The organism is Dictyobacter aurantiacus, from assembly GCF_003967515.1.
In the GTDB taxonomy this organism is placed as follows: domain Bacteria; phylum Chloroflexota; class Ktedonobacteria; order Ktedonobacterales; family Ktedonobacteraceae; genus Dictyobacter; species Dictyobacter aurantiacus.
In genome coordinates this window covers 1,741,633-1,765,809 of sequence record NZ_BIFQ01000001.1, presented here as the reverse complement: position 1 = coordinate 1,765,809, position 24,177 = coordinate 1,741,633, and the positions used below count along the sequence as shown (strand labels likewise).

The window sequence follows — 24,177 nt, the reverse complement described above, 5'->3', positions numbered from 1 at the left end:
CTGCAAGGAGCAATGATGGTGCGACATGAATGGTCCGATGAGGATCTGGCCCAAAAGCTGCATGATCGAGACCCCGAGGCACTGGAAACCCTTATATCCCGGTATTCTCGTGAAGTTTTTTATTTTATTCGTTTAGTGCTTGATAGCGTTGGGGTAACGCAGGATGCAGAGGAATGTGTCAACGACCTTTTTGTGGCCGTCTGGCAAGAGATTGATACCTTTGATGCTACACGCGGGACCTTACGTACCTGGCTTACAATGCGCGCGAAGTATATCGCGCTAGATCGTCGTCGTCAATTGTGCCGTCGTCAGACGCACAATGTACAATCTGCTGATGAAATTCGTCAATGGGGTTCAAGCGATACTGCTGGTAATCGTAAATCTTCTGGTTGGGGATACGAACACGATGCACGTGCAACTCTGCCTCCACATCCAGAAGCGAGTATGGAACATTTGCTAGAGCAAAGCGAAAGGCGCGAGGAATTGCGTCTTGCGTTGGCGACGTTACCCGAACTTGACCGCTTTCTCATCTATCATCGCTATTTTAAATTTGCTAGCACTGAGGAACTGGCGACAAAGACGGGGTTGACCCGCCATGCCGTTGACACGCGACTCTGGCGAGCGCGCAAAAGCTTACGCGAAGCGCTCAAGGAGCATGCCCATGAGTATGAGCGAATTTGAGGATTATCCTCCAGAATCACGGCCGGAGACATTTCACTTTTCCGACAAGGAAGGTGTATTTCCTGATGATTTCACGATGGATGAAGTTGAGTTTGCCTGTGAACTCAATGCTTTATTTTCTCCTGAACACGAGGAACTCCCCCCTCTGTTTGTGCAGACCTTAATGGATTCCGAAGATGCGCGTTTGCAGCCTGCCGAACATGGATTTGAGTTGAAGACTAAAGCTGCCGTATTTCGTCACCTTCAACTCAATCGCCGCCTTGTGAGCTCTGCACATCCATCCTTGCGCTCCACACTCTTTGATGGGTTTACAACTATTTCGCGTCCCTTTCTGGCTTTCTGTGCCTCCTGCGCACTGTTTATGCTCCTCTCAGTCGTAGCGACCGCCCCGGCATTCGCTTATGGTCTGAGCTATCTTCTGTCCGGCGCCCATAGCGGGGTATTGTTAGTTAATAATGCCCCGGCCGTCTCTTCCACGGTTTCAAACCTGAAACATAATCCAAACCCAAATAAGGATGAGACGCAGCAGATCAGTCTGGCCCAGGCTCAGCATCTTCTGCATTTCCCTCTTTTTGTCCCTTCATCTGTTCCTGATCGCTATAATCAGAGCGACTTCTATATGTATGGTGGAGATAATAGCTGGGCCGATGGTCCGATTATGGTGGTTGAGTATACATACGCTCTGCCCGGAGTGGCTCCCAAGCATATTACCATCTGCGAATTTAAGCCACAGCGTACCGTGTACCTGGTGGTGAAAGATGGTGCGGCCAGGCAGATCCCGGTTAACCATGATGGCAATAACGATTCGGCTATCTTTGTCGAAGGTCACTGGACTCAGACCGGTCAGGCGGATGCGACCTGGGTCTATAATGATCGTAGCGAGATTGTCGATGAGAATAGTGGTGTTGTTTTCTGGATCGTTGGCGATCCCAGCGACGGCATTAACAATGCCGAATTGACCTCGGTGGCTAATTCGCTGCAGATGTTTGATCTCCATGCCGGTCATCATATTGGTGGCCGTATCGATCGTGTAACACAGAGCGATGAAGATACCCCTGGCCAGTTTGCCAATGATGTTATTTCATTGGATAATCCCGATACTAGTAGCGGCCCTTCCTTCAAACTGGTTGGAGCCGTCTCTGATCAACCCCAGAGCCGCAACGGCATGATTAGTCTGCACCCTTTTATGCAATAGCTTTCCGATCGCTCTCTCCCTGTGGTCTAAACATACCAGCAGGGGGAGGGATCGATGATCTCCAATTTGCTTCGCCGCCTTCCCTACTTCTATCCTATGTGCGCTGTACGCTATAAGTGTATGTGAAGCAAATTTTCCATTTAAACCGTGTAGTATACGGCAAGAAAATTATGTAGTTGTTCTTGCACGTGTATGATTGATTAGATCGCGATCATAGGCGTATTTTGATAAATCCAATGCAAGGTTTGGACCTCTACGTGCGTTGATGATAGAGGAACAACTTTAGATATGCTCTAAGTATAGAGGTTATGGTTGAAGTTGAAAAATTACTATTGTTGTGTCACTGGACAACAACCTGTACCATCTGGTATGCTATTTGATGAAGATAAAGAATGTGCATACAGATTTTGCGTCAGTCGTCTTCTCTTGCAATGGCGCTGGAGAAGTTAGTCATACTACCTCGAAGGAGAGGAACATGAAAGTAGCAACTAAAGTGAGAATAACAAGATCTCACGGTATTCCCAACCTACGTGTGCTTCGCCAGAAGAAAGGGCTGAGCTTAGGACAGCTCGCGGATCTCTCGGGACTGCGACGCGATACTATTACTCATCTCGAAACAGGTCGCGAAGAGGCTCAACCCTATCATTTGCGTATTTTAGCGCGTGTGCTGGGCGTGCCAACTCTCGATCTGGTCTCTTAAGCAAGTATCCTCAACTGGGATCAATACCAGGGCATCTCTAAGATGCCCTTCTCGCTATTCTCCCTTCTTTTCATAAATATTCGTTTCTACCTGCTTCTGGGAAGCAGGTAGAAACGAATATTTTTTTTTCGACCCTTGAAATCTCTACTATGTATGGTATGCTACGTACTGTTGGGTAGGCATTGATATGCAATAGAATACCACTTATTCTATATGTCTATATCTATAAATTCCTCAACTGTATGTGACAAAACATATGCGCGGCTTGTGCTATTAACTGGTAGATAAGGAGTGTAATTGCGAATAATGAGCGAAACACAAGATAAAAAAATTCGTGTAGGTATTATCGGCCTGGGGTTTGGTGGAGAAAGCGCGCTTAAGGGGTTTCGTTTGCTGCCGAACGTTGAAGCGGTAGCATTAGCGGGACTTGAGGAGGACCGCCTGACTTATCTGGGCGATACTTTCGGTATTCCTGCTACCAGCCGCTACCGAGACTATCAGGACCTGCTGGCAAATGAGGACCTGGACGCTGTCAGCGTGGCTGTCCCCAATGTGTTGCATGCTCCTATCGCCATCGCCGCTCTGGAGCGTGGATTGCATGTGTTGTGTGAGAAGCCGCTGGCGCGTAACAGCGAAGAGGCTGAGGCTATGGTGCAGGCCGCGACGAAGGCCAACCGTGTCCTGCAGGTCGTCTTCAATCATCGCGAGCGCAACGACGTACAGACACTAAAACGCTACATTGATGAAGGTAAATTGGGCAGTATTTATTATGCCAAAGCCTATTGGATGCGCCGACGCGGTATTCCAGGTGCCGGCTCCTGGTTCGTCAACAAAAATATGGCTGGGGGCGGCCCTTTGATCGATCTGGGCGTGCATATATTGGATATGGCCCTCTATCTGCTGGAGGAGCCCTCGATCCTGACCGTCAGCGCCTCGACCTATAATGAACTGGGTACGCGTGGTGTTGGTTTTGATCTCAACTCACGCAAATCAGGTTCAGGGCATGGCTATGAGGTAGAGGACCTGGCTACCGCTTTCTTACGTCTCTCAAACGGTGGTACGCTGCTGCTGGAGACCAGCTGGGCGACCCATAGTAGCGCCCAGGACGATTATGGGATCATTCTTTACGGGACCGAGGGGGGCGCCGACATTCGGGTGAAGAACTATAATACAGAGAATACCCTGACAATCTATACCGATGTTGCCGGCGTGCCATCTGAGATCCATCCTCATACTCGTGGGGGCCAGTTCCATAATGCGGTGACCAGTGAGTTTATCGAGCGTATTACGAGCGGCAACTGGTCTCTCTACAATGGGGCTGATGGTCTGCGTCGCGCCCGCGTCATCGACGCCTGTTATGCTTCCGCGTTGCAGGGGCGTGAGGTCGTGATTGAGGCATAATCACTCTATCGGGTTTTGTAGTGAAGGAGATTTTTTATGGAAGAGGCAACACAGACAAAGACCGCTTTAGTCACCGGGGGATCTCGTGGCATTGGAGCGGAGACGGTGCTGGCATTGGCCGCGCGCGGCTATGATGTGTCTTTTAACTATCGCAACAAGGCCGCGCGCGCCAAGGATGTTGTCTCTCAAGCTAACCGCTGCGGCGTGCAGGCTCTAGCTGTGAGCTGCGATATTACGCGCCCTGAGGATCGGGCACGCCTGTTCGCCGAGGTGCGGCAGTGGCGTTCCGGACTGGATGTGCTGGTCCTTAATGCCTCTGGTGGTTTGGAGAAGGAGGCCCTGGCATTGGACCCTGATTATCCTATGCACATCAATCGTGATGCCCAGGTGGCCATGGTTGACCTGGCACTCCCCCAACTGCGCCCCGGCGGCGCGATCGTATTTATTACCAGCCACTGGGCCCATCTGTATGGACATGGTATCCAGCATGTCCCTTCTTATGAGCCGGTTGCGGCTTCTAAATACGCTGGTGAGCAGGCTTTACGCGCGCGGCAGCAGGAGTTTGCTGCGCGAGGCATTCGCTTTGTGGTGGTGACCGGGGATCTTATCGAAGGAACGATTACTCCGAAGCTGTTAGAGCGTTCCGCTCCTGGCCTGGCGGCCAACCGCAGCAACCAGGTGGGCGCGTTGCCCACGGCCGCTGAAATGGGTGAAGCTATCGCCAGAGCCGCCACCGATGCAGCCATTCCTGATGGGCGTACCATCGTCATCGGTGGCTCGCTTGAATCATTGCTTCCTGAGGGCATTGCTCTCTGATCCAGTTTTGAAAAGTTGCAGTCGCAGGAGGACTGATAGCCTCCTGCTTTTTTTGTGTTATGGGAGTGTTGGTGGTGGTGACTGGAAGGCTGGATAGCAGGGGGGCTCCTCTGTATCTGGCCAGAGCAGGCGCATCTTCTGGGCCAGCTTTTCCAGTGTGCCTCCGATGGCCTGCATATAGCCGTGTTTCGCGCATAAGCGAGCGGCGTTTTCAAAGAAGAGCAGGTAGCGCTGGCGATCGGTCAGAGCCATGATAAAGCGGTCCTGGGGTAGGATGATTTCCAGGGGAACCATAGTATGAAAACCGAGCGCCCAGGAGCTGGTAGCTTCGATCAGACCCTGGTAGAACAGTGTATCATCGGTGGCCTCTGGACAGCCCTGACTGAGCTCACTGCGATAGCGCACCTCCATTTCCTGTGCGATGTGTTCAGGGATGCGATAGAGGCAGCGACAGGTGGGGAAAGGGACCCGTCCATAAGCTCCTTCGATAAGTGCGTGGACATACATGCCGCCCTCGAAATCGATCATGCGCACCCCTCGTGAGGTTTGAATAACATTATCGGGACAGGCGTCTCCCTGCATAAAAGCCAGGAACGGACCTGGATTGGTCAGGGCAGTTTGCAGGGTCTGGAGTTCCCGCTCAATCCCAGGTTCAGGCCGCACATTGAGGGCTGTGATGATCTTTTCCATTTGCGCGTGCAACCAGTCGAAGCGGAAATAGCGGCTCTCCTCTTGTGGCCCCAGGGCCGCTCGGATCGCTGTATATTCGGCCTGTTTGCCCATTGAGAGGGCGTGCAGACGTCCATGTATGCCCGCGTAGTCCAGCAAGGCCGCTTCAGCTCGAGTGCCGTCATGGCCCAATAAGACGTGATTGAGCTGCTCGCCAGGCCCAAGATCTTCCATAATAAACATGCTAAGGTTGAGATCGCCAACGTAAAATCTGGGCGCCAGTGGTTGTTCTGGTGATAAGGCCTGTACAAACTGCAGACTGGCCCATTCATTTAAGAAGAGCTGGTTGGCCTGCCGTGGGCTCCCGTCAGGTTCGCTGACCTGCTTGATGATGACGCCGGAAGCCAGCAGTTCCGGCCCCTCCAGTACGGAGCAACGATAGACCCGTGACCGCTGGCTACCTCCTAAATCATCGCCCGGGCCAAGTCGTATGGTTGTGTCATAATGCCTGTTTAAAAGTTGTTCAGCCTGCGCGATCGTCTCAACGGCGTGCAATGGCTGTGTTGTTTCGTCCTGTGACATAGGCTCCCTCCCTTATCTTTCTTTCAAGAATCGGCCTGCGCCTCTTTATAGTTTACCGCATTTGCAAATGATGAATATTCGTACAACCCCGGGTCTATAGTAGACGTAATGTAGAAGAAAAGATATCCTAAGCTATATCATTTTTGAGAGAGAGGTTTTACAGGATGGCACCACAAATGGATTCGCAGGAGCAGCGTCCCAATCCCTCTAGCTATCAGGGTTATGAAGGCGCTTCGACATACCGCCATGACGTCCCACCTTATGAACGCGAGCAGGCAACATACGGTCAACCATCTGGCAGCAATCAATTCGCGGACGATAATTTTGTGGAGGCTGTAGCCCAGCGCCTGGGTCAACGCCTGAATCAGAACCAAAATTTTGGTGGCAAGATACATCAGCCGGGTAGCACGCGGTCTAAAGCCTCTTCGGGCCAGCGCCTGGCCCTGGCTATCGTTTCTATCGGGGTACTGGTCCCCCTTTCAGGCATCCTCTTGAGCGGCCTCGGCGGTGCCATTGGCTTTGCTTCATTTATTGTAGCTGGTGGCATCATCGCCCTTGTCAACCTGATTTTCAACCTGCTTGGATAGCGAAAGCTGTAATGAGTAAGAAGGCAAGGGTGCCACAATAGCGCGTCCCGCGCTATTGTGGCACCCTTGCCTTCTTACTCATGGTCATCCTTTTTCTATCTCGTTTTTGATGGTGGTGATGGTGTTGTTTAACTGGCTGATGCGAGCCTGGATCTCGGTGGTTTTTTGCTGCTCAGACCGCACGAAGCGTGTATAGGGGGCGATGGCATCCTCGATGCGGTTGAGCGAGTTCTGTAGCTCTTTGCGGAACTGCTCACTCATTGCCGAGGTCAGTCTCTGCTGCAACTCCTGCATTTTTTCGTCGAAAGTCTTCTTCGCCTGCTTGCGACGCAATGGAATAATGCCATAGCCGACCAGTAGCAGACCGATGCCTGCGATGATGCCGGTGACGTCGGCCGCCAGCGTCCCCATAAACGCGACGATCAATGCGCCCAGTCCAATGCCTCCGGCCCCGGTGATCACCGCCTGGGCGACTGTATTGCGCATATCCTCGGCGAGCTGGGTGGACTCGGCCTCCTGGTCATAGGTCTGGATGACACCTGTGACGGTGTGTGAGACTGACTGCAGCAGGAGGCGGCGATTATAGTCAAACTGGCGACTAACGGCTCCGATCATGTTGTCATCGCGGCGCAGGCTCACCTCGCGTCGCCGGTCGATGTATTCCATGACGTTTTGCCAGAAATGGTGTTCCTGCTCGACCATCCAGTCGATCATCTCCTGGACGGCGTGTTCGATGCGGGCGGCGCTGTCGCCCAGTACCTCTCGTTCGAATTCGCGGCGGATGCGATCTCCCTGCACCAGGTCCAGAATGCGCCGCAGCCGAATGGTGTCATCGAAGAAGTAATCGCCGCGCTGCCGCATCTCCAGGACAATGTTGGCAATCTCGGTGAGGCGATGTTTGAAGTTGCGCTCCATGTCCTCACGATAGAAGCTCAGTTGATTCTCGATATTGGTGACGGTGCGCGCATCTTCGGTTAGCAGTCTGGCGCGTTCCTCTACCGAGCCGCGTGTCTGATCCAGCAGGCGCTGCATGACTCCCAGCGGACTCAAGAGCTTCAGGCGTACCCGTTCTCTGGCGTCCAGCGTTTCAAACAGATACTCTTCGAGCCTGCCGAAGCGACTCCGCTCCCAGAGCTCAACGGCCTGGTGTCCCACGGCCTGCCGCGCTTGCTGCGCCTGAAGTGCCGAAACCGGAAAGATCTCCGCCTGAAAACCCAGCAATTGCTGGCAGTTGTGGGATATGAAGGTGGTGATTTTCTGCAGTTCTTCTGGTGAGCGCAGGAGGTCGATCTTATTGAGAATGATGATGACTTTCTTGCCCCAGGCCCGGATGCGCTCCATGAAGGTTTTTTCGCTCTGCGTAAATGGTCGATCGGTCGAGGTGACAAACAATATCAGATCACTGCGGGGGACAAACTCTTCGGTCAGACGCTGGTGCTCCTGCAGAATGGCATTAACTCCTGGGGTGTCCACGATGCTGATGTCGCGTAAGAACTCGGCTGGATACTCCATTTCGAGGATGTCCTGCGCCAGCATATGTTGCGATCTTTCCTCCCCATGGCGCAGGATGGTGACCTGGTGTGTGGTCGGGATGACGCCTTCTTCTAACACTTCATCATGAAGCAGGGCATTAATGCAGGCGGATTTACCCGCGTTAAATTCACCTACAATGACCAGCAGGAATAGGTCATCCAGCGAGGCCGTGACCTGCCGCAGGGTTTTCTCATAGGGCTCGCCGCCCTCAAAATTTTCCAGGCAACTGGCCAGGTCAATGGCGAGCTGCTTCTCTTGTTGTAGCAGGGCTCGTTGTCGTTCTTGTAAGATAGATTTTGCCATACTCTTTGCATCTCCTCGCGGGGCCACTGTTTTGCCATCATAAGTGATGGTGCTGTAGTTGTAATACGTTACAGCGGCTGGCGAGAGAACAGGTCTTCGGGAGTTGTGACTGGCACGATCACTTTCAAGGCCTGTGGCTCAATGCTTAAGAGGGTTGGTTCTGCCTCTGAAGTGCTGGTATGGCCCAGTGGTTCGCCATCAACCTGGATGGCAACCGGTTTTTGGGTGATAATTTTAATTGTCTCTCCTATTTCATAGCGTACCCATTGATGGCGCTTAGGACGCCTCAACAGGAAATCGATGATCACGGCTGCTCGTCGGAGCACACTTTGGCGGCGTACGACACACAGATCAAGCAGCCCATCGTCGCATTTTGCCTGCCAGGTATATTTCATCGCGCCGCCATAGAGCTGGGTATTGCCGATAATTACCTGTAGTGCATTGACTTTAATCTCACGATTCCCCAGGTTTATCGTACCGCGAAAAGCTGGATAGCGGGCTCCCCACCAGGCGGCCATCAGAAGATAGGAAATGAATTTCAGGCGCTTCATCGATTGTTTCTCAACCGCCTGCGCTATCTCTCCATCAACTCCTATGCCGACCATCAGCAAGAAATACTGGTCATCTATCTTACCCAGGTCAATGCGCCGAGTCTGCCCATTGAGCAGTACATTACTGGCGCCATTAAGATCTAAGGGAATACCTACCTCGCGCGCCCAGACATTGACGGTTCCGCTGGGAAGTACTCCCAGCGCTGTTTCGCTGCCGGCCAGTCCTTGAATTACCTCATGGATGGTGCCATCACCACCCGTGGCGATGACCACATCGATATGTTGCCGGGCGGCCTCGCGTGCCAGCCGGCAGGCGTCCCCACTGGATCGGGTTAATTTGAGCTCTACCTGCCATCCCTGCTGCTGGAGCTTTGCGATAATGTGCTGGATTTGATGTTCATGAAGTGTATAGCTACCTGAAGTTGGGTTAGCGATAACAATGGCTTTTGTTTGCAGCTTCTTAACAGGTGTGCTGGCTTTATCGGTCCTCTCTTGCATTACGAACCTCTTTGGTGTGTAGTAGCCCAAAACAGTGCTATATACTGGTGAAGAAAAACGTACATCATTTTCTGCATCAGTATATAGCGATATAGGTTTTTCATATTCATGCATGGGTTTATCCCTTGCAATTTTGGTACGTATTATCGGCTCATTTGGTTGTAGGCACTATGTTCGTGGGCGTGGCAATTTTAATCGACACGGGGAACACGGGCTAATAGTTCTGAGACAACCTCGTAGTTGACGGTTCCTAAGCGATTAGCAACCTCTTCGGCAGTGAGCGTGGCTTCCCCCTGACGCCCAATCAAGACGACTTCATCTCCCATGCGGACCTGTGGAATATGGGTGACATCAACCATACATTGATCCATGCAGACACGCCCTAGCAGTGAGGCTTCTTGCCCATGAATGAGCACACTGCCCCAGTTCTGTGGACTGCGGCGGAAGCCATCGGCGTAGCCAACGGGTAAGACGGCGATGAGTGTTGGACGCGGCGTGATATAGGTGCTGCCATAGCTGATTCCTTCTCCAGCTGGGATCCATTTGACCTGTGAGACCTGCGTCTTGAAGGCTAGCGCGGGCCGAAATCCTTCTGGCAGGCGTACAAAAGGCGATGGTTCGAGACCATAGATGGCGATTCCAGGCCGTACCATGTCGAAGCGAGCTTCTGGAAGGGACAGGGTTGCGGCGCTATTGGCTGCGTGAACAATCGGTGGTCTGAGCCCCTCCTCTTCCAACTGCTGTAGCACTCCCTGGAAGCGCTCCAGTTGCATGCGGACGTGGCTCTGGTCCTCGGCGTCGGCTTGAGCGAAGTGGGTATAAATGCCTTCGAGTTCCAGCCCGGGCAGCTGGCTGGCCTCGCGTACCAGTTCTATGATGGTTGGCAATTCTTCAAAGCGTACCCCCAGGCGTCCCATGCCGGTATCAACCTTGACATGCACCCTGACCGTTTTGTCGAGCGCCTGCGCGGCTTGCGAGAGCGCCTGAGCCTCTTCTCTGGAGTAGATGGTGACGCTGACACCAAGACGTAGTGCTTCACGCATCTGCCAGCGGGGCACATAGCCAAAGACAAGAATGGGGGCCGTAATATGGGCATCGCGCAAAGGGATCGCCTCGCTGACTGTGGCGACGCCGAGCATGCTGGCTCCATTCTGCAGTACCGTGCGGGCCACTTTTAGCGCTCCATGACCATAGGCATCGGCCTTGAGCGCGACCAGGACCCGTGTGCGCGGCCCTACCATGGAGGCGATATGGCGTGTGTTGCTGCCGATGGCGTTCAGGTCGATCTCTACCCAGGTGGGCCGCTCGGCGTGTCTGAAGATGGTCTTTTTCCAGCCTGGCGTCTGGCGTACCAGCAACTCCGATGCCTCCCAGGGACGGGCCATTAAGAGCTCGGTGACGCGCTCCATGCGGATCTCTTCGGAGCCTTTGATCAGGATGACGGCGCACCCGTCGCTCTCTGGTAGGGTGTTCAGGATGCGGCGGGCAGCCTGGGCCGCATCCTCATGCGTTGAGGTCATGATGATGCGCTCGTTATCCATCCCGGCCTGTCGGGCTTCTTCGGCGATCAGGGTGGCCCACTCGCCACGCGTGATCAGATAGTCAACGTACTGGGAGATCTCGCGCCCGATGGCACGATGCGCCTCTGCCTCCGTATCACCCAGGTGAAGCATGTCTCCCAGGATCGCGATGCGCTGACTTCGCTCGCCCGCCAGCGCGCTGAGCGTTTGCAAACCCGCTTTAACCGAGGCGGGCGCCGCGTTATGGGTATCGTCAAGCAGTACCGATTGTCGAATGCCCGGCAGTGGATTGAGCCGTCCCGGTAGCGGTTTTAAGGTTGTCAGTGCCTGTTCGACCAGGGAGGGGTATATGCCGCGACTGAGCCCTATCTGGTAAGCTGCCAGCATGGTCGTGAACTGGTGCTCTCCCAGTAGCTGTGAGCGTAGCTGAACCGTTACCTGTTCGTCCTCTCCTCTCTCAAGTTCGCCCGAGGTGTGACGACGTTTGATTGTTCCCTGGATACCATCCCATCTGACCGTCACACCCGGCTGTTCATCTACCGCGTACCCGGCGGGAAGAAAGGGATGGCAGCTTACCGTGGATGGAGCATGGTGGACGCGCTGCTCCAGCAGTGCTCGAATGATGGGGTCTTCCTGATTATAAAAGAATTGCCCGCCTTCCGGTAGGCTGGTAAGTAGCGTTCCCAGTTCGAAGGCCAGGTGTTCGAGCGAGCTGAAGTATTGGAGCTGAACGGGACTGATATTGGTCAGCACGCCGATCTGTGGACGTACCACGCGACTGAGGGCGGCGATCTCGCCTGGATGGTCACAGCCCAGTTCTAATACGGCATATTCGTGTCGCGCCTCCAATCGGCCTAGCGAGAGCGGAATGCCAAGCATATCATTATAGTTTTGCCAGCTGCGGAAGGTGGTGAACTGGCGCGAGAGCACGGTGGCGATGGCCTCTTTGGTGCTCGTCTTGCCCACGCTTCCCGTGACCGCGATAACAGTAGGGTGCCAGATCTCCAGGATCGCGCTGGCATACTGTTGCAGGGCGCGACGCGTATCCTCAACCAGAACTATCGTGATCTCTTCATTTGCAAGGACGGATTTAGTCTGTTCGGAGAACTGCTGGAACGTCTGACCCGACAGGAGAAGTCCAGTAGCGCCTTTGCGGACCGCATCAAGCACATGATCGTGGCCATTACCCCTTTCGCCGCGCACGGCGACGAATATTTCATGGGGGGAGATCTGGCGCGTGTCATGGTTGAACGCCTGAAAATGAACATGCTTACTGGCCTGGCGCAGGGTGCCCTGCGTCGCTTTTAACAGGTGATCGAGATAGATCATGGTATCCTCATATTTTTGTAACGCGTGATTGGTGACGTTTTTTATGTTGCCATTATGTGAGCTGGCAATGCTCTTCTTTATATTAAGCTTACCATATTGTTGTCCACGGTATGGGCATATATATGTATGAGCTCCCCCAATAGATGAGCTTGTAATATATGTGTATTATACGTCGCCAGGATACCCATCAGCCCATTATAATTTGCACATGGAGTGCGCAAAAGGGTACCTATCAGCCCATTATAATTTGTGCATGGAGTGCGCGAAAGCGCACTCCATGCACAAATTATAAAATCAATGCGGACGCGCGTGCGGAGGCGTTCACGCGTCCTAAAAAGAGGAGTGTAGACACCTGCTAGGTGCAGCGCACGTACTGCATGCTACCTACCTGTTTGACGAGGCCGTCCAGTTCAAGGATGGTCAGGGTGGATGTGACGATGTTGGGTGCCAGTTCTGTGTCGCGGATCAGGTCGTCGATATGCCGGGGTTCGCGGCTCAACAGGGCCAGTACCAGCCGTTCCTCTTCGTTCTCTGGCTCGCGCAGGACGCTGGTATCTGGCAGCGGAACGGTATGGATGTTGAGATGCTCCAGGATATCGCTCACCTCGGTCACGGGGTGAGCGCCATCACGGATGAGCTTGTTGACCCCGGCGCCGCTGTTCGAAAAGATGCTGCTGGGGACTGCGTAGACCTCGCGCCCCTGGACCAGGGCCGAGTTGGCCGTGATGAGCGCCCCACTTTTAGGGGGCGCCTCGGTGACCAGGATGCCCAGTGAGAGACCCGAGATGATGTGGTTGCGCGCCGGGAAGTTGCCGGCCTCGGGTTTGATACCCAGGGGAAATGAGCTTAACAATACCCCCTGGCCTGAGTCGACGATATGTTTGGCCAGATGATAGTTCGAGGGAGGATAGATGGTGTCCAGGCCACAGGCCAGCACAGCGATGGTGCGTCCTCCATTATCAAGCGCGGTGTTGTGCGCCACCGTGTCTACGCCCAGCGCCAGTCCGCTGACGATGGTGATCTTCCCCTTTACCAGTTCTTTGGTGAAATGCTCTGTTACCTGTCGTCCATAGCTGCTCATCTTGCGCGTCCCCACAATACCGATGCTGTAGTGTAGATCATCTTCGGTCAACTGACCACAGGCATACAAAACCGGGGGAGCATAATCTATTTTGCGCAGGAGCGGTGGGTAACAGGCATCTTTCCAGGTAATGACCTGGATGCGCAACCTGTCCAGGCGCTTCAACTCGTGGGCCGGATCGATGTTGGCACGTTGACTGATAAAGCTGTCAACGGTGCGCTGGTCAAGACCGATCCGGGTGAGCTCATAAGATGGAGCGTGCCAGGCGCTGGCAACGTCTTCCTGAAAGTGGTCCAGTAAGAGTTGAAAGCGTACCGGGCCAATGCCCATCACGCGACTAAAGGCGATCCAGTACGAGAGTTCTTCTAAAGTGAGTTTAGCCGAAGGATAATATCGGGCCCGGGCATCAAACACTTCCATCCGCCGCTGCTTCTTGCCCATGATGCTTTTTACTCCTTTATCTCTGGTGGTCTGGCTCCCGCGCTAGTTGGGTCTCCCCATGGATAGGGAGGGTAGGCTGTATACGCGGGTGGTACATTATTGGCCATAGTGGGTGGCTGACCGGCGACTTCATCATAGTGTCCGGCGGGCCTATAGGTCGCCGGGTTCGCGTAGTGTCCGGCAGGACTGCTGCCAGGATGGTAATTTCCTGCCGGTGGCATGTAGTTATAGGCTGGTTGTGGAATTATAGCTGCCTGTGCTCTGGCTTTGCGCCGGCTATAGAAGAGGAAGATGAGTAGTAGTACGCCACTGACCAGCGGAATGCTGATCAAGAGCGAACCTGCCACAGTCAGATACGCATCGGATGAATCGCTCGTCGCTGCCGCTGGTTTATTATCTGTGGTCGTCTGAGTGGCCTGTTGCTGAGTCTGGTCTGCACCGCTCAGGGTTGCCGGCTGATTGAGGTGAAGATGCCACTGATTCTCCAGGTGATCCGAGTCTACACCTAGCGCCTGTTTCTGGTCTGTGTCAAATGGCTCATCGCTGTTCCCTGTGCTTTGTATCAGGGCGTTCATCTTTTTCACCCCAAAGGTTTTATACATATAATCCAGGAGCTGCCAGCTCTGTGAATAGGCCTGGTAGGCTTTTTGAGCGTCGCGTGGGAAAGAGCGATCGATCTGATAGAGGGGGATCAGGCTGTGTTTGGTTAGCTGAGTCTTGAACTGGTTCTGCATATCCCCTTCATGGTAGGCTTGATTGTAGACGGCCAGCCCTTCATCAAACCAGGTGGGAATCGTGACCTGGGCGGTCTGGTGCAGGACCAGGTGCGTCAACTCATGCGGGAGGTCCCTGTTCAGCGTTGTATCGTCTGCTCCCTGGACGGTGACAGAGGCCTGATTGATCTCGAAGAAGGCTACGCCTCCAACCCATTCCGCCGAGTCGGGGGGGAGCGAGCTGTGGAAGTCGTCGCTGTTCTCGTAGACCCACAGGTTGATCGATTGATGTAGTTGCACCCCTAGATTTGCATAGATGCGTTTTAAACTATCGCCCGTCTGGTTGAGTAAGAGCTGTCCGAAGGAGGTGGGCCGGTCGTACCAGTTGACCTGGTAGAGCCCCTGTGAGAGATGTTGCCACTGGAAGCGCGTATCAGTGATCTGCAGCGATTTGGGAGGTGTCTTATAACTATGTCCGGCGCTATCTGAGATATCCCAGGTATAGTTGATAATGGTTCCAACCGGCATAAAATGTTGTGCGTCGAGGTTTTCATGCCATTGAAAGGAGAGATGGTTAGCCGGGGTCTGCGTAATTGGATGAACCTCTGAGACCCGCATATAATTGAACTTGATTGTGAGTGTGGCGATCTCGATTGGGCTGGCGCTATCCTGCGTGTCCAACTGGAAGTCCATCGCCTTTGGGAAGTTGAGGGTGGCGGTCTCTGAATTGACGGTAATAGGGTCGTCCGCTACAGCTGCATAGGCGTGAGAAGGTAAATTTATCGATATAAGAATCATGATTGATAGATAAATAAAAAGGCGCCCACTACGCCGCATGGCATTCCAGCGCATATATTCAAACTCCTCGTGGCAATTCGCGAACATCAATCCTTATTATATCTGATCAAGCACAAAAATACCGTGATTTGCTCATCTATATAGTACGCATGGTTATCACTCCGGATTTTGATAGTTGGAGGGAGGATGTTTCAGTGGTGATGCTGCCGCGGCAGCATCACCACTGAAACATCCTCCCTCCAATTGCCGTTAATCGGTTTCCTCTATTGTTAATCTGTGTCGTGTTCGTTCGTTAAGTATAAATGAGGTTGAGTTTGTGTTTCTCCGGTAACGCATGCAGCCGACACGGGGACAGATGTGGAAGGGAGGCGATTGAATATATGAGTAATAACCTGGATCAGCAAGCTAAGGGTCAGCAGCCACGCATCGGAGATGGTGCGCCACCCAAAACAGGAGGGCTTTTAAGCACTTATCGACAACAACAGTCTTCGGCGTCACAGCCATCTTCGCTTTCAGCAACCGATCAACTTGACCATCCTGTTTTACCGCTCCCACCTGCGCAAAGATCTGCCCATCTCTCCAATGCCTCTCCTCTTTATTCGCGTGGTCAGCTACGCCTTCCTGTTTCCTCGGTTGGCGAATCTACAGGCATGCCTGGACGTGGACAGTTACTGCGCTCACCGGGACTACTGATCCATACTATGAATATGGTACGCCACTGGTCTGGTAAAGTGGCGGCGGTCGCCGGCCACAAGATACTTCCTCCCGCGCCGTATATGGAACGCTATCATGGCTTAAATCCTCCTCCAGTTGAAGCGGAACCGCAGACGCCGCAACCCGCGAAGAGGACTCCCTGGCGCCGATCACGCACCCTGCGCATCGCTATGCAGATGAGGCAGCGGCGTGCGCGCTGGCAGCAAGCTCCACGTCAACTCTGGGCGGTGCTTACCATGGCTCTAATGTCTGTGCTAGGTCTGATCTGTGTGGCCGGCACTACCTATAGCTATGGTTACTATGAGCAGCAATTGCCGCGCGTAGAGGAACTGGCTAACGCTCACATCGCCCAGAGCACACGTATCTATGATCGCAACAATGTACTTTTATTTGAGGCCTATGATCAGAACTCAAGGCAGGGTGGCCGGCGTATCGCCATTAGATATGATGACATCCCGCGCGTTATGCAGGATGCCCTGGTCGCTATCGAGGATAAGACCTTCTGGACCAACGCGGGTATCGAGCCATCGGCCATCATTCGTGCGGCGGCCAGACAGTATGGAGGAGCCAGCACGTTAACGCAGCAGGTAATCAAGAATCTGTCCAATCAGCGCGAATATGCCCTGGGACGCAAGATTACCGAGGCGGCTATGGCCATCGGACTGACGCAGCAGTATTCCAAAAGCAAGATCCTTGAGATGTATTTTAATATCGCCCCTTTTGAAGGACAAACCTATGGTGTCGAGGTGGCGACCGAAGATTTTTTTGGTCTGCAGTCAACCTGCCACACTAACCAGAAGTGCATCCCTGGCATCTCCAGACTGAACTATAATCAGGCAACCGGTAGAAATGATCCCTTGCTGGGGCTGGCCCGCGCCTCTCTGTTGGCCGGCATGCCCAATCAGCCGTTCTATAATGATCCGACCAGCGGACCCGATGCCAAACAACGTGCTATCTACCGTCAGGGCCTGGTGTTGCAGCAGATGATGGCGCTGCATAGCGTCGTGGATGGTCTGGGTCCTATTACACCCGCTATCGCCAGGCAGGCGCAGCGGCTGATGGAGCGCCACACCTTCAGAAGCCCTACGCGCTTCAAGCACGCCCCTCACTTCGTGGATTGGGTTATCAACCAGGTTTCGACCGCGCTGGGAGATGGCGATGCCGCCGAGGGCTATGATCTCTTTCAGAAGGCCGGCTTCAATATTCGTACCACCATCGATGTGAATTTGCAGGAATATGTGGAGCGGGCGGTAGACCGACATATCAATCAGCCCGATTACCAGAAGCTACGCGGCTACTATGCGACGCTCAGTAACTATAACAATCTGCACTCGGCGGCGGTGGTGGTGATGGACGCAAAGACTGGCGAGATCCTGGCCATGAACGGAAGCGCTAACTATAATTCTATGGACCCACGCGTGGGTGGTCAGTTTAATGCCGCCGTCAGTTCACGTCCGCCTGGCTCAACCTTCAAGCCCTTTGAATATGCTACTGCCTTCCAGATGGGCTGGAATCCTGGCGTGCTGCTGATGGACAACCGCACCTTTTTTCCTAACGGGGCCCCTCCGGGTGCGACAATGCCGCGCACCGATAAGGATGTGTTTTCCAGGCATTCAACCATCTATGCCCCCTATGATTACGGGCATACCTATACAAATCGACCGGTGTCCGTGCGCATAGGTACCGCCAATTCCTATAATATCCCGGCCATTAAGGCTATGCAGTTCGCCGGTGCAAACCAGGTGTTGACCACCACGCGCCGTCTTGGTATTACCACACAAGCCAATACCGGCCTGGCGTGGGCCCTGGGTTCAAAGGATGTCTCACCGCTGCAGATGGTGGACGCCTATCAGACCTTCGCCAATCAAGGTGTGCGTGTCCCACCACAGAGCGTACTGGATATCTGGGATAACTTTGGTCATAACCTCTATCACTACGATGAGAGCAGACCGGCGGCTGGCCGTGTATTCTCACCGCAGGTCTCCTACATGATGACCTCGGTACTGGCTGACGAGCCCTCGCGCGCCTATGAATTTGGTTCTGACCACGACCTGTCCTTTGCCGATATGGACGCCAATTGCGCCTACTCGCGCTTCAACTGTAGTCGACAGGTCGCGGCCAAAACGGGCACCACCGACGATTTTCGCGACAACTGGACCATTGGTTACACGCCAGACGTTGTTGTCGGCGTCTGGGTCGGCAACGCCAACAACGAAAAGATGAGAGACGTCATCGGCATTACCGGAGCCGGTCCCATCTGGCACAGCGTCATGGAACGCGTACTGGGACGCTGCAACGAGCATCCCCCCTACACTAACGCCTTTGTCAGCCCCGACCAGATCGCCTGTGGACCCGACTATCACTTCCGCTTCTCCGCCCATCCTCAATGGACCTTCCCAATCCCGCCTGGCCTTGAACTACTCAACCAGCCGTCCATCACCGACGGCCAGCCCTCAACTCCCGACTGGGCCCTCTCCCTCCAATATCCCTGAACCATATATCACCATAAAATCTTCACACCCCTGGCACACCAGGGAATGACGTGCCACCCTCTTTAATGTGGTGATGCAGAACCGGTGCGGAGCACCGGTTCTGCATCACCACATTAAACCTCTACGAGCGCCGAATGCGTTCGCGTCTGGGGTCGCAGACACAAAACAATCTCTATAGAGAAAAAAACTGCCTGGCAGCCCACTCATAGGAGAGCTTTCTTATCTATTCGCGCGTAATTTGCAAGGACGCGTCACATAGCAGTATATTCTTGTTATTAAGGACTAAAAAACCACCAGTAAAAATAAGTAATTGAATAGCAAAATATAAGAAGCTTTTGCTACCATACCCCCCAAATAGGGGGTTGTGTTAACGTGTATCAACAGGTTCGTTGAGATAGGTAATTCGGTACCCTATTTATGATGCACGATGCGGATGCCTGAAAACCAGGAAACCCAGAGCATGGGGGAGCTAGAGGGATAAAACTGGCGGCCTCTAAATGTATCTGGATCTGCCGTTCTCTCATTCATAACGTGTTCGACATTCATGATCATCGCCTGCGGCTCACCTGAGCTTTCGCACCTACAGTGCTCACGAGCCAGTTTTTTGTTGGTGCATGAGGTGCGCATCTGTGCACCTCATGCACCAACAAAAATCGATGCGGCCGCGTATGCGGACGCCCGTGCGGGGGCGCTTACGTGCCCCCATGGTGGCGGAAGTCAGACACACTCTCAGAGCGTGTCTGACTCTCATGATGATGGCCTGCGGCCTGCATGAGGTTTTGCCCCTGCGGTGCTCAAGAGTCCATTGGTTGTTAGTGCACCAGGGGCGCATCCGCGCCCCTGGTGCACTAACAACCAAAACCGGTGCGGCCGCGCAGCGGACGCCCGTGTGGGGGCGCTTACATGCCCCATGGTGGCGGAAGTCAGACACATTCTCAAAGATAAGATAGAAGAACGCAGATGTAAAGCTTTCTCTGGTATATGAAGAGGAGCAGAGACGACTATATTTTTGTTTCACAGTGGCAGAGTAAATATTTAGATTTATCTATATATTGAAGGCAGAGGCTACCACTGCGCTAACACAAGGATGATGTATGAGCGATAATTGGAATCCAAATTCAGACGAAAATCAACCTTCTGAGAATAGTCCCCGGCCCAAGACCGGAGGACTGTTAAGCAACTTTAAAACGCAGCAAAATGGTCATGGGGCCTCTAAATCACAGCCGTTGCCTGGGGCGAATTCTGCCTCGTCGCCAGCCGGACCTCAGCGGAACAATTCGTCCCTGTTGCGTGGGGGATATCAGCAATTCTCCCCCTCGGCGCAGGGGGGACAGCAAGTTCCGCCCCCGGCTGGTCAGGGTATGCAGCAAAGGTCACCATCGCAGCGGACATCTGGGGCCCCCAATCGACAGTGGCAGCCAGCCGCGGGCCCTCAGCCGGGACAGCAGTATTCACCGCAGTCCCAGCCTCCGATGTCGCCAGCGCAGCAACGCTCTAACCTGTTGTCTAACACGGTTGATATGATGCGGCGTTGGTCCGGTAAAGTGGCCACCGTCGCAGGTCACCAGATGCAGCCTCCGGCTCCCTACATGGATCACTATCGCCCACCTTCCCCTCCGGGTCCGGGTCAGTTGGTCACCCACACCTCGCGTCCCTGGAAACGCTCGCGCGTTTTGCGCATCAATCAGCAGATTCGCCAGCGACGCCTGAAGGAGCGCCAGGGTGGTCCGGGACGTGTTATGGTGATTACACTGGTATGCCTGCTGGCTCTGGTAGTGCTGGCCTCCTTTGGCAGTAGCGCCTATGCCTATAGCTTTTATGTGCAGCAGCAGCCGCGCATGGAAGAATTCGCCAACCAGCATATCGACCAGAACACCCGCATCTATGATCGCAATGGCAAATTGTTGTACGAGGCATACGACAACACGTCCTCAGCCTATAGTGGCCGCCGCGTCACTGTGCGCTACCAGGACATTCCGCTGGTCATGCAGAATGCCATGACCGCCATCGAGGATAAGACCTTCTGGACCAACTCGGGTATTGATCCGCTGGCGATTGTGCGCGCCGGGACCAGCCAGTATGGTGGCGCCAGTACCCTGACGCAGCAGGTGATTAAAAACCTGACCAGGGATAATTCGCCCACCTATCAGCGTAAGCTGAACGAAGCTGCCATGGCCATCGGTCTGACGCAGCAGTACTCCAAGGCCAAGATCATGGAGATGTACTTCAACGTAGCTCCCTTTGGCGCGCAGACCTATGGCGTCGAGGTGGCCACGGAAGATTACTTTGGCCTCAGGCCTGTCTGCGAGACGAACAAACCCTGCATACCCGGTATCTCCAAATTGGCCTACAATAATAAGACCAAAAAGAACGATCCTATTCTGGCCCTGGCGCGCGCCTCGTTCCTGGCCGGCCAGCCCAACGCACCCAGCGCCACCGATCCTACCATGGGTGCCGACAACAAGCAGCGCGCGCTGGATCGTCAGAAGCTGGTCTTGAATGCCATGATTACCCAGGGGATGACCATCGATGGTCAGCCAGATAGCCCGAAGATCACCGAGGCGGATGCCCAGAAAGCGGAAGCCTTGATGGCCAAACAGACCTTCAAGCCCTATCAGCGCCAGATGCTGGCTCCCCACTTTGTGCAATACGTGATCGACCAGATGACGAAGGCCCTGGGTGGCGGTAACGCAGGCGCCCATGCCTTCCTGACCGGTGGCTATAATATCCGTACCTCGCTCGATCTTAACCTGTATAACTATATCCAGGCTGAGATTACGCGCCACATCTACAAGCCGGATGTGCAAAAGGTGACTGGTGCCTACGTCACACTGAGTGAAAACAATAACGTGCATGACGCGGCGGTGGTAGTGCTGGACTCAAAGACCGGCGAGATTCTAGGGATGGACGGTAGCGCGGACTTTAACTCCAGTGATCCCAGGGTCAATGGACAGTATAATGTGGCTATCCATGCTCGCCCGCCCGGATCAACCTTTAAGCCTTTCGACTACGCCACCGCTTTCCAGATGGGCTGGAATCCAGCTGTTGTGCTGGAGGACAATGAGACGATCTTCCCGACCAACAATAATGTTGGCGTACAGGTACCAACTATCCAGTCACAGATTGATGCCTTGTCTGAAGCCGGAACTTTCTATGCTCCATCGGACTATGGCAAAACCTGGACTTTTGAACCCCATACAGTTCGTTATTCGACCGCGGGATCGCTGAACATTGCGGCCATCAAGACTATGCAGTTTACCAGCGGTAATGCTGTCTTGAATACAATGCGGCGCCTGGGTATCAATACTCAGGTCAATGATGGCCTGGCCTGGGCCATCGGCGCGAGAGACATCTCGCCGCTGCAGATGGCTAATGCCTACGAGACCTTCGCCAATCAGGGCGTGCGCGTTCAGCCACAGAGTATCCTGGATGTGTGGGATAATCTTGGCAATAACCTGTTTCACTACAACCTGGAAAAGCCAGTCTCTGGCCGTGTATTCAGTCCACAGGTCGCTTACCTGATGACCTCGGTTCTGGTTGATGAGCCAGATCGCAACGTCGAATTTTCTGGGGACCACGACCTTTCGTTCTCAGATATCGATCCCAATTGTACTGTGAACTTTTATTGTGCGCACCAGGTAGCGGCTAAAACCGGTACCACCGACTCCTTCGCCGACAACTGGACTGTTGGCTACACGCCGGACGTGACCGTGGCGGTCTGGGTTGGTAACGCCGATGACTCGCCGATGTATAACGTCATTGGTATTACCGGCGCGGCCCCCATCTGGCACAATGTCATGGAAAGCCTTGTGGGCCAGTGTAATCAATACACAACTGGCATAGCCGGCCAGGTCGGTGATGGCGTTAAGTGTCCGACCTATAATTTCCGCTTTTCTAAAAATCCTACCTGGAAGTTCCCGGTTCCTCCCGGTGTTCAACAGGTTCCTCTCTCATCTGCAACTGGCATGCAGGGTGGTGGTACGACGGATTACGTTATCGATGGGCAGGCGCCCTTGCAGCCGTAAGCAAGTGTTCGCAGGTTCATCTGGTTTATAGCTTAAATAAGAAAGGAGCGTGGTACATCACTACGCTCCTTTCTTAATGAGATGCGCCTGGTTTTCGAACCCCTGGGGCGTATATAGCTTGTTTTATATGTTGACGCCACACACACCGCATTGCGGTGTGTGTGGCGTCAACATATAAAAGGGCGCGGCCGCGCATGCGGACGCCCGAAAGGGGGCGCTCAACTCGCCTGCCTGGAATACTTGACAATCGACCCTCGAGAGTGCTATTCTGTACTTGCAGTCTCCAGGTGAGAGTGCTAGCAATCGCATTTGACAGATGTTGTATCATCCGAGCATATCCATAAACCGCCCTGCTCTTGCGGGCGCGGGATACTTGCCAGGGAGGTACAGCAAGACTATCGAGGGAAGCACGTACATGACACCTTTAAGCCCACGTAAACAGCAGATTTTGCGTGCGCTGGTTGAAGAATATATTCACAACGCGACCCCGGTTGCGTCTGAGACGCTCGTACGCAAGTATGAGCTCCCTTTTAGTTCCGCCACCGTACGCCACGAACTCGCGGGCCTGGAAGAGGCGAATTTGATCAATCAGCCACATACCTCTGCTGGTCGTGTACCTACGGACCTTGGCTATCGCTACTTTGTCGAACACCTGATGCAGGAGTCGGCATTGTTGCTCGATGAGCAGCGTCTGATTCGCCATATGTTTTATCAGGTACAGGATCAGCTGGATCAATGGGTGCGGCTTACGGCGTCGGTAATGGCGCGTTTGCTGCATAGTGCCGCAGTAATGACTCCTCCTCGCTCAAGCGAGGGGCGCATCAAACACTTTGAGGTACTATCGGTGACCGATCTATCGGTACACCTGATACTGGTTCTGATGGACGGTTCGGTTCAACAGCAGCGTTTGCTCTTAGAGAAACCAACCCAGCAGGATGAGTTGAGCGCGATCGCCGCTCGCCTCAATCCGCTGTTTTTTGGCAAAAATGCCGATGAGCTCAATGAGTTCCTTATGACCTATGAGCCCGCTCCGGTGGAACGAATTATTTCGAATGGAATCGTTCGTATCCTGGAGCAGCATGGCGAGATGGAAGGGGATGTCTTCTTCGGGGAGGACATCGTCAATATCCTGGACCAGTCCACTGTCTCTGCCGTCGGGCTGCGCTTACCTCCCGAGGAGGAGCGAGCCGAGCGGATTCGCAAAATGATAGAAGAGCTTGAGCATAAGCGTTTGCAGAAAGTGATGGATGATCTTGAGCAAAAGCGCATTCTACCTGTGCTGGCCTCGCATCTGCCCTCTTCAGACGGTGTGCAAGTGATCATCGGCGGCGAAAATCAGTGGGATGAAATGAAGGATGTCAGCCTGGTTCTGGCGCGTTATGGGCAGCAGGGCAAGGTGGGCGGCCTGTTAGGGATCATTGGTCCGACCCGCATGCAATATGGCCGTGCCATCGCCGTTGTGCGCTATATGTCGCAGGTTATGAATGAGCTACTGGCTGATGCTTATGGATGTGAGTAAAAAAACTCAGATACACATAGATTTCTAGG

15 protein-coding genes are annotated in these 24,177 nt (G+C 53.7%); 9 read left to right on the top strand and 6 right to left on the bottom strand.

Features of this window, described 5'->3' with window-relative positions; genetic code table 11:
- The first annotated feature begins 12 nt into the window (after window positions 1–12).
- The 5 genes from KTT_RS06995 (at window position 13) to KTT_RS06975 (ending at window position 4,793) form a co-directional block, all read left to right on the top strand.
- Window positions 13–681 carry a sigma-70 family RNA polymerase sigma factor gene (locus KTT_RS06995; RefSeq protein ID WP_126595295.1) on the top strand — a complete coding sequence of 223 codons (669 nt, stop codon included), beginning with the start codon at window positions 13–15 and terminating at the stop codon, window positions 679–681.
- On the top strand, window positions 662–1,876 hold the full coding sequence (locus tag KTT_RS06990) for a hypothetical protein (RefSeq protein ID WP_126595294.1): 1,215 nt from the start codon (window positions 662–664) through the stop codon (window positions 1,874–1,876). Before KTT_RS06995 ends, KTT_RS06990 begins: the two co-directional genes overlap by 20 nt.
- 475 nt (window positions 1,877–2,351) lie before the next feature.
- On the top strand, window positions 2,352–2,576 hold the full coding sequence (locus KTT_RS36105) for a helix-turn-helix domain-containing protein (protein ID WP_160145698.1): 225 nt from the start codon (window positions 2,352–2,354) through the stop codon (window positions 2,574–2,576).
- A gap of 306 nt (window positions 2,577–2,882) precedes the next feature.
- Entirely contained in the window at window positions 2,883–3,977 is a 1,095-nt protein-coding gene (locus KTT_RS06980; protein ID WP_126595292.1) for a Gfo/Idh/MocA family protein, read from the top strand.
- A 36-nt stretch (window positions 3,978–4,013) separates the two neighbouring features.
- On the top strand, window positions 4,014–4,793 hold the full coding sequence (locus tag KTT_RS06975; RefSeq protein ID WP_126595291.1) for an SDR family oxidoreductase: 780 nt from the start codon (window positions 4,014–4,016) through the stop codon (window positions 4,791–4,793).
- Window positions 4,794–4,850: 57 nt separating this feature from the next.
- Here the strand turns inward: KTT_RS06975 and KTT_RS06970 are convergent, their stop codons facing one another.
- Window positions 4,851–6,044, bottom strand: coding sequence for a hypothetical protein (locus tag KTT_RS06970; RefSeq protein ID WP_126595290.1), 1,194 nt, complete (start codon window positions 6,042–6,044; stop codon window positions 4,851–4,853).
- A 164-nt stretch (window positions 6,045–6,208) separates the two neighbouring features.
- Between KTT_RS06970 and KTT_RS06965 the strand changes: the two genes are divergently transcribed.
- Window positions 6,209–6,631, top strand: a complete 423-nt coding sequence (locus KTT_RS06965) for a hypothetical protein (RefSeq protein ID WP_126595289.1) — start codon at window positions 6,209–6,211, stop codon at window positions 6,629–6,631.
- A gap of 84 nt (window positions 6,632–6,715) precedes the next feature.
- Here KTT_RS06965 and KTT_RS06960 read toward each other — a convergent pair whose 3' ends face one another.
- From KTT_RS06960 to KTT_RS06940, 5 genes are all read right to left on the bottom strand, one after another.
- Window positions 6,716–8,467 carry a dynamin family protein gene (locus KTT_RS06960; protein ID WP_126595288.1) on the bottom strand — a complete coding sequence of 584 codons (1,752 nt, stop codon included), beginning with the start codon at window positions 8,465–8,467 and terminating at the stop codon, window positions 6,716–6,718.
- 68 nt (window positions 8,468–8,535) lie between these two features.
- The gene (locus KTT_RS06955; protein ID WP_160145697.1) at window positions 8,536–9,516 is read right to left on the bottom strand and encodes a diacylglycerol/lipid kinase family protein; all 981 of its coding nucleotides are present in this window, start codon (window positions 9,514–9,516) and stop codon (window positions 8,536–8,538) included.
- 191 nt (window positions 9,517–9,707) lie between these two features.
- Window positions 9,708–12,365 (bottom strand): alanine racemase, encoded by a 2,658-nt coding sequence (gene alr, locus KTT_RS06950; protein ID WP_126595286.1) that lies wholly within the window; start codon window positions 12,363–12,365, stop codon window positions 9,708–9,710.
- 355 nt (window positions 12,366–12,720) lie between these two features.
- Complete coding sequence (dprA, locus tag KTT_RS06945) at window positions 12,721–13,887, bottom strand: DNA-processing protein DprA (RefSeq protein ID WP_218030848.1); 1,167 nt, start codon at window positions 13,885–13,887, stop codon at window positions 12,721–12,723.
- An 8-nt stretch (window positions 13,888–13,895) separates the two neighbouring features.
- The gene (locus KTT_RS06940; RefSeq protein WP_160145696.1) at window positions 13,896–15,452 is read right to left on the bottom strand and encodes a peptidase MA family metallohydrolase; all 1,557 of its coding nucleotides are present in this window, start codon (window positions 15,450–15,452) and stop codon (window positions 13,896–13,898) included.
- 326 nt (window positions 15,453–15,778) lie between these two features.
- Between KTT_RS06940 and KTT_RS06935 the strand changes: the two genes are divergently transcribed.
- From KTT_RS06935 to hrcA, 3 genes are all read left to right on the top strand, one after another.
- The gene (locus tag KTT_RS06935) at window positions 15,779–18,604 is read left to right on the top strand and encodes a transglycosylase domain-containing protein (RefSeq protein WP_160145695.1); all 2,826 of its coding nucleotides are present in this window, start codon (window positions 15,779–15,781) and stop codon (window positions 18,602–18,604) included.
- 1,094 nt (window positions 18,605–19,698) lie between these two features.
- Window positions 19,699–22,629: a transglycosylase domain-containing protein gene (locus KTT_RS06930; RefSeq protein WP_126595283.1), complete on the top strand. Its 2,931-nt coding sequence runs from the start codon at window positions 19,699–19,701 to the stop codon at window positions 22,627–22,629.
- 415 nt (window positions 22,630–23,044) lie between these two features.
- Window positions 23,045–24,148, top strand: coding sequence for a heat-inducible transcriptional repressor HrcA (hrcA, locus tag KTT_RS06925; RefSeq protein ID WP_160145694.1), 1,104 nt, complete (start codon window positions 23,045–23,047; stop codon window positions 24,146–24,148).
- Window positions 24,149–24,177: the final 29 nt, after the last annotated feature.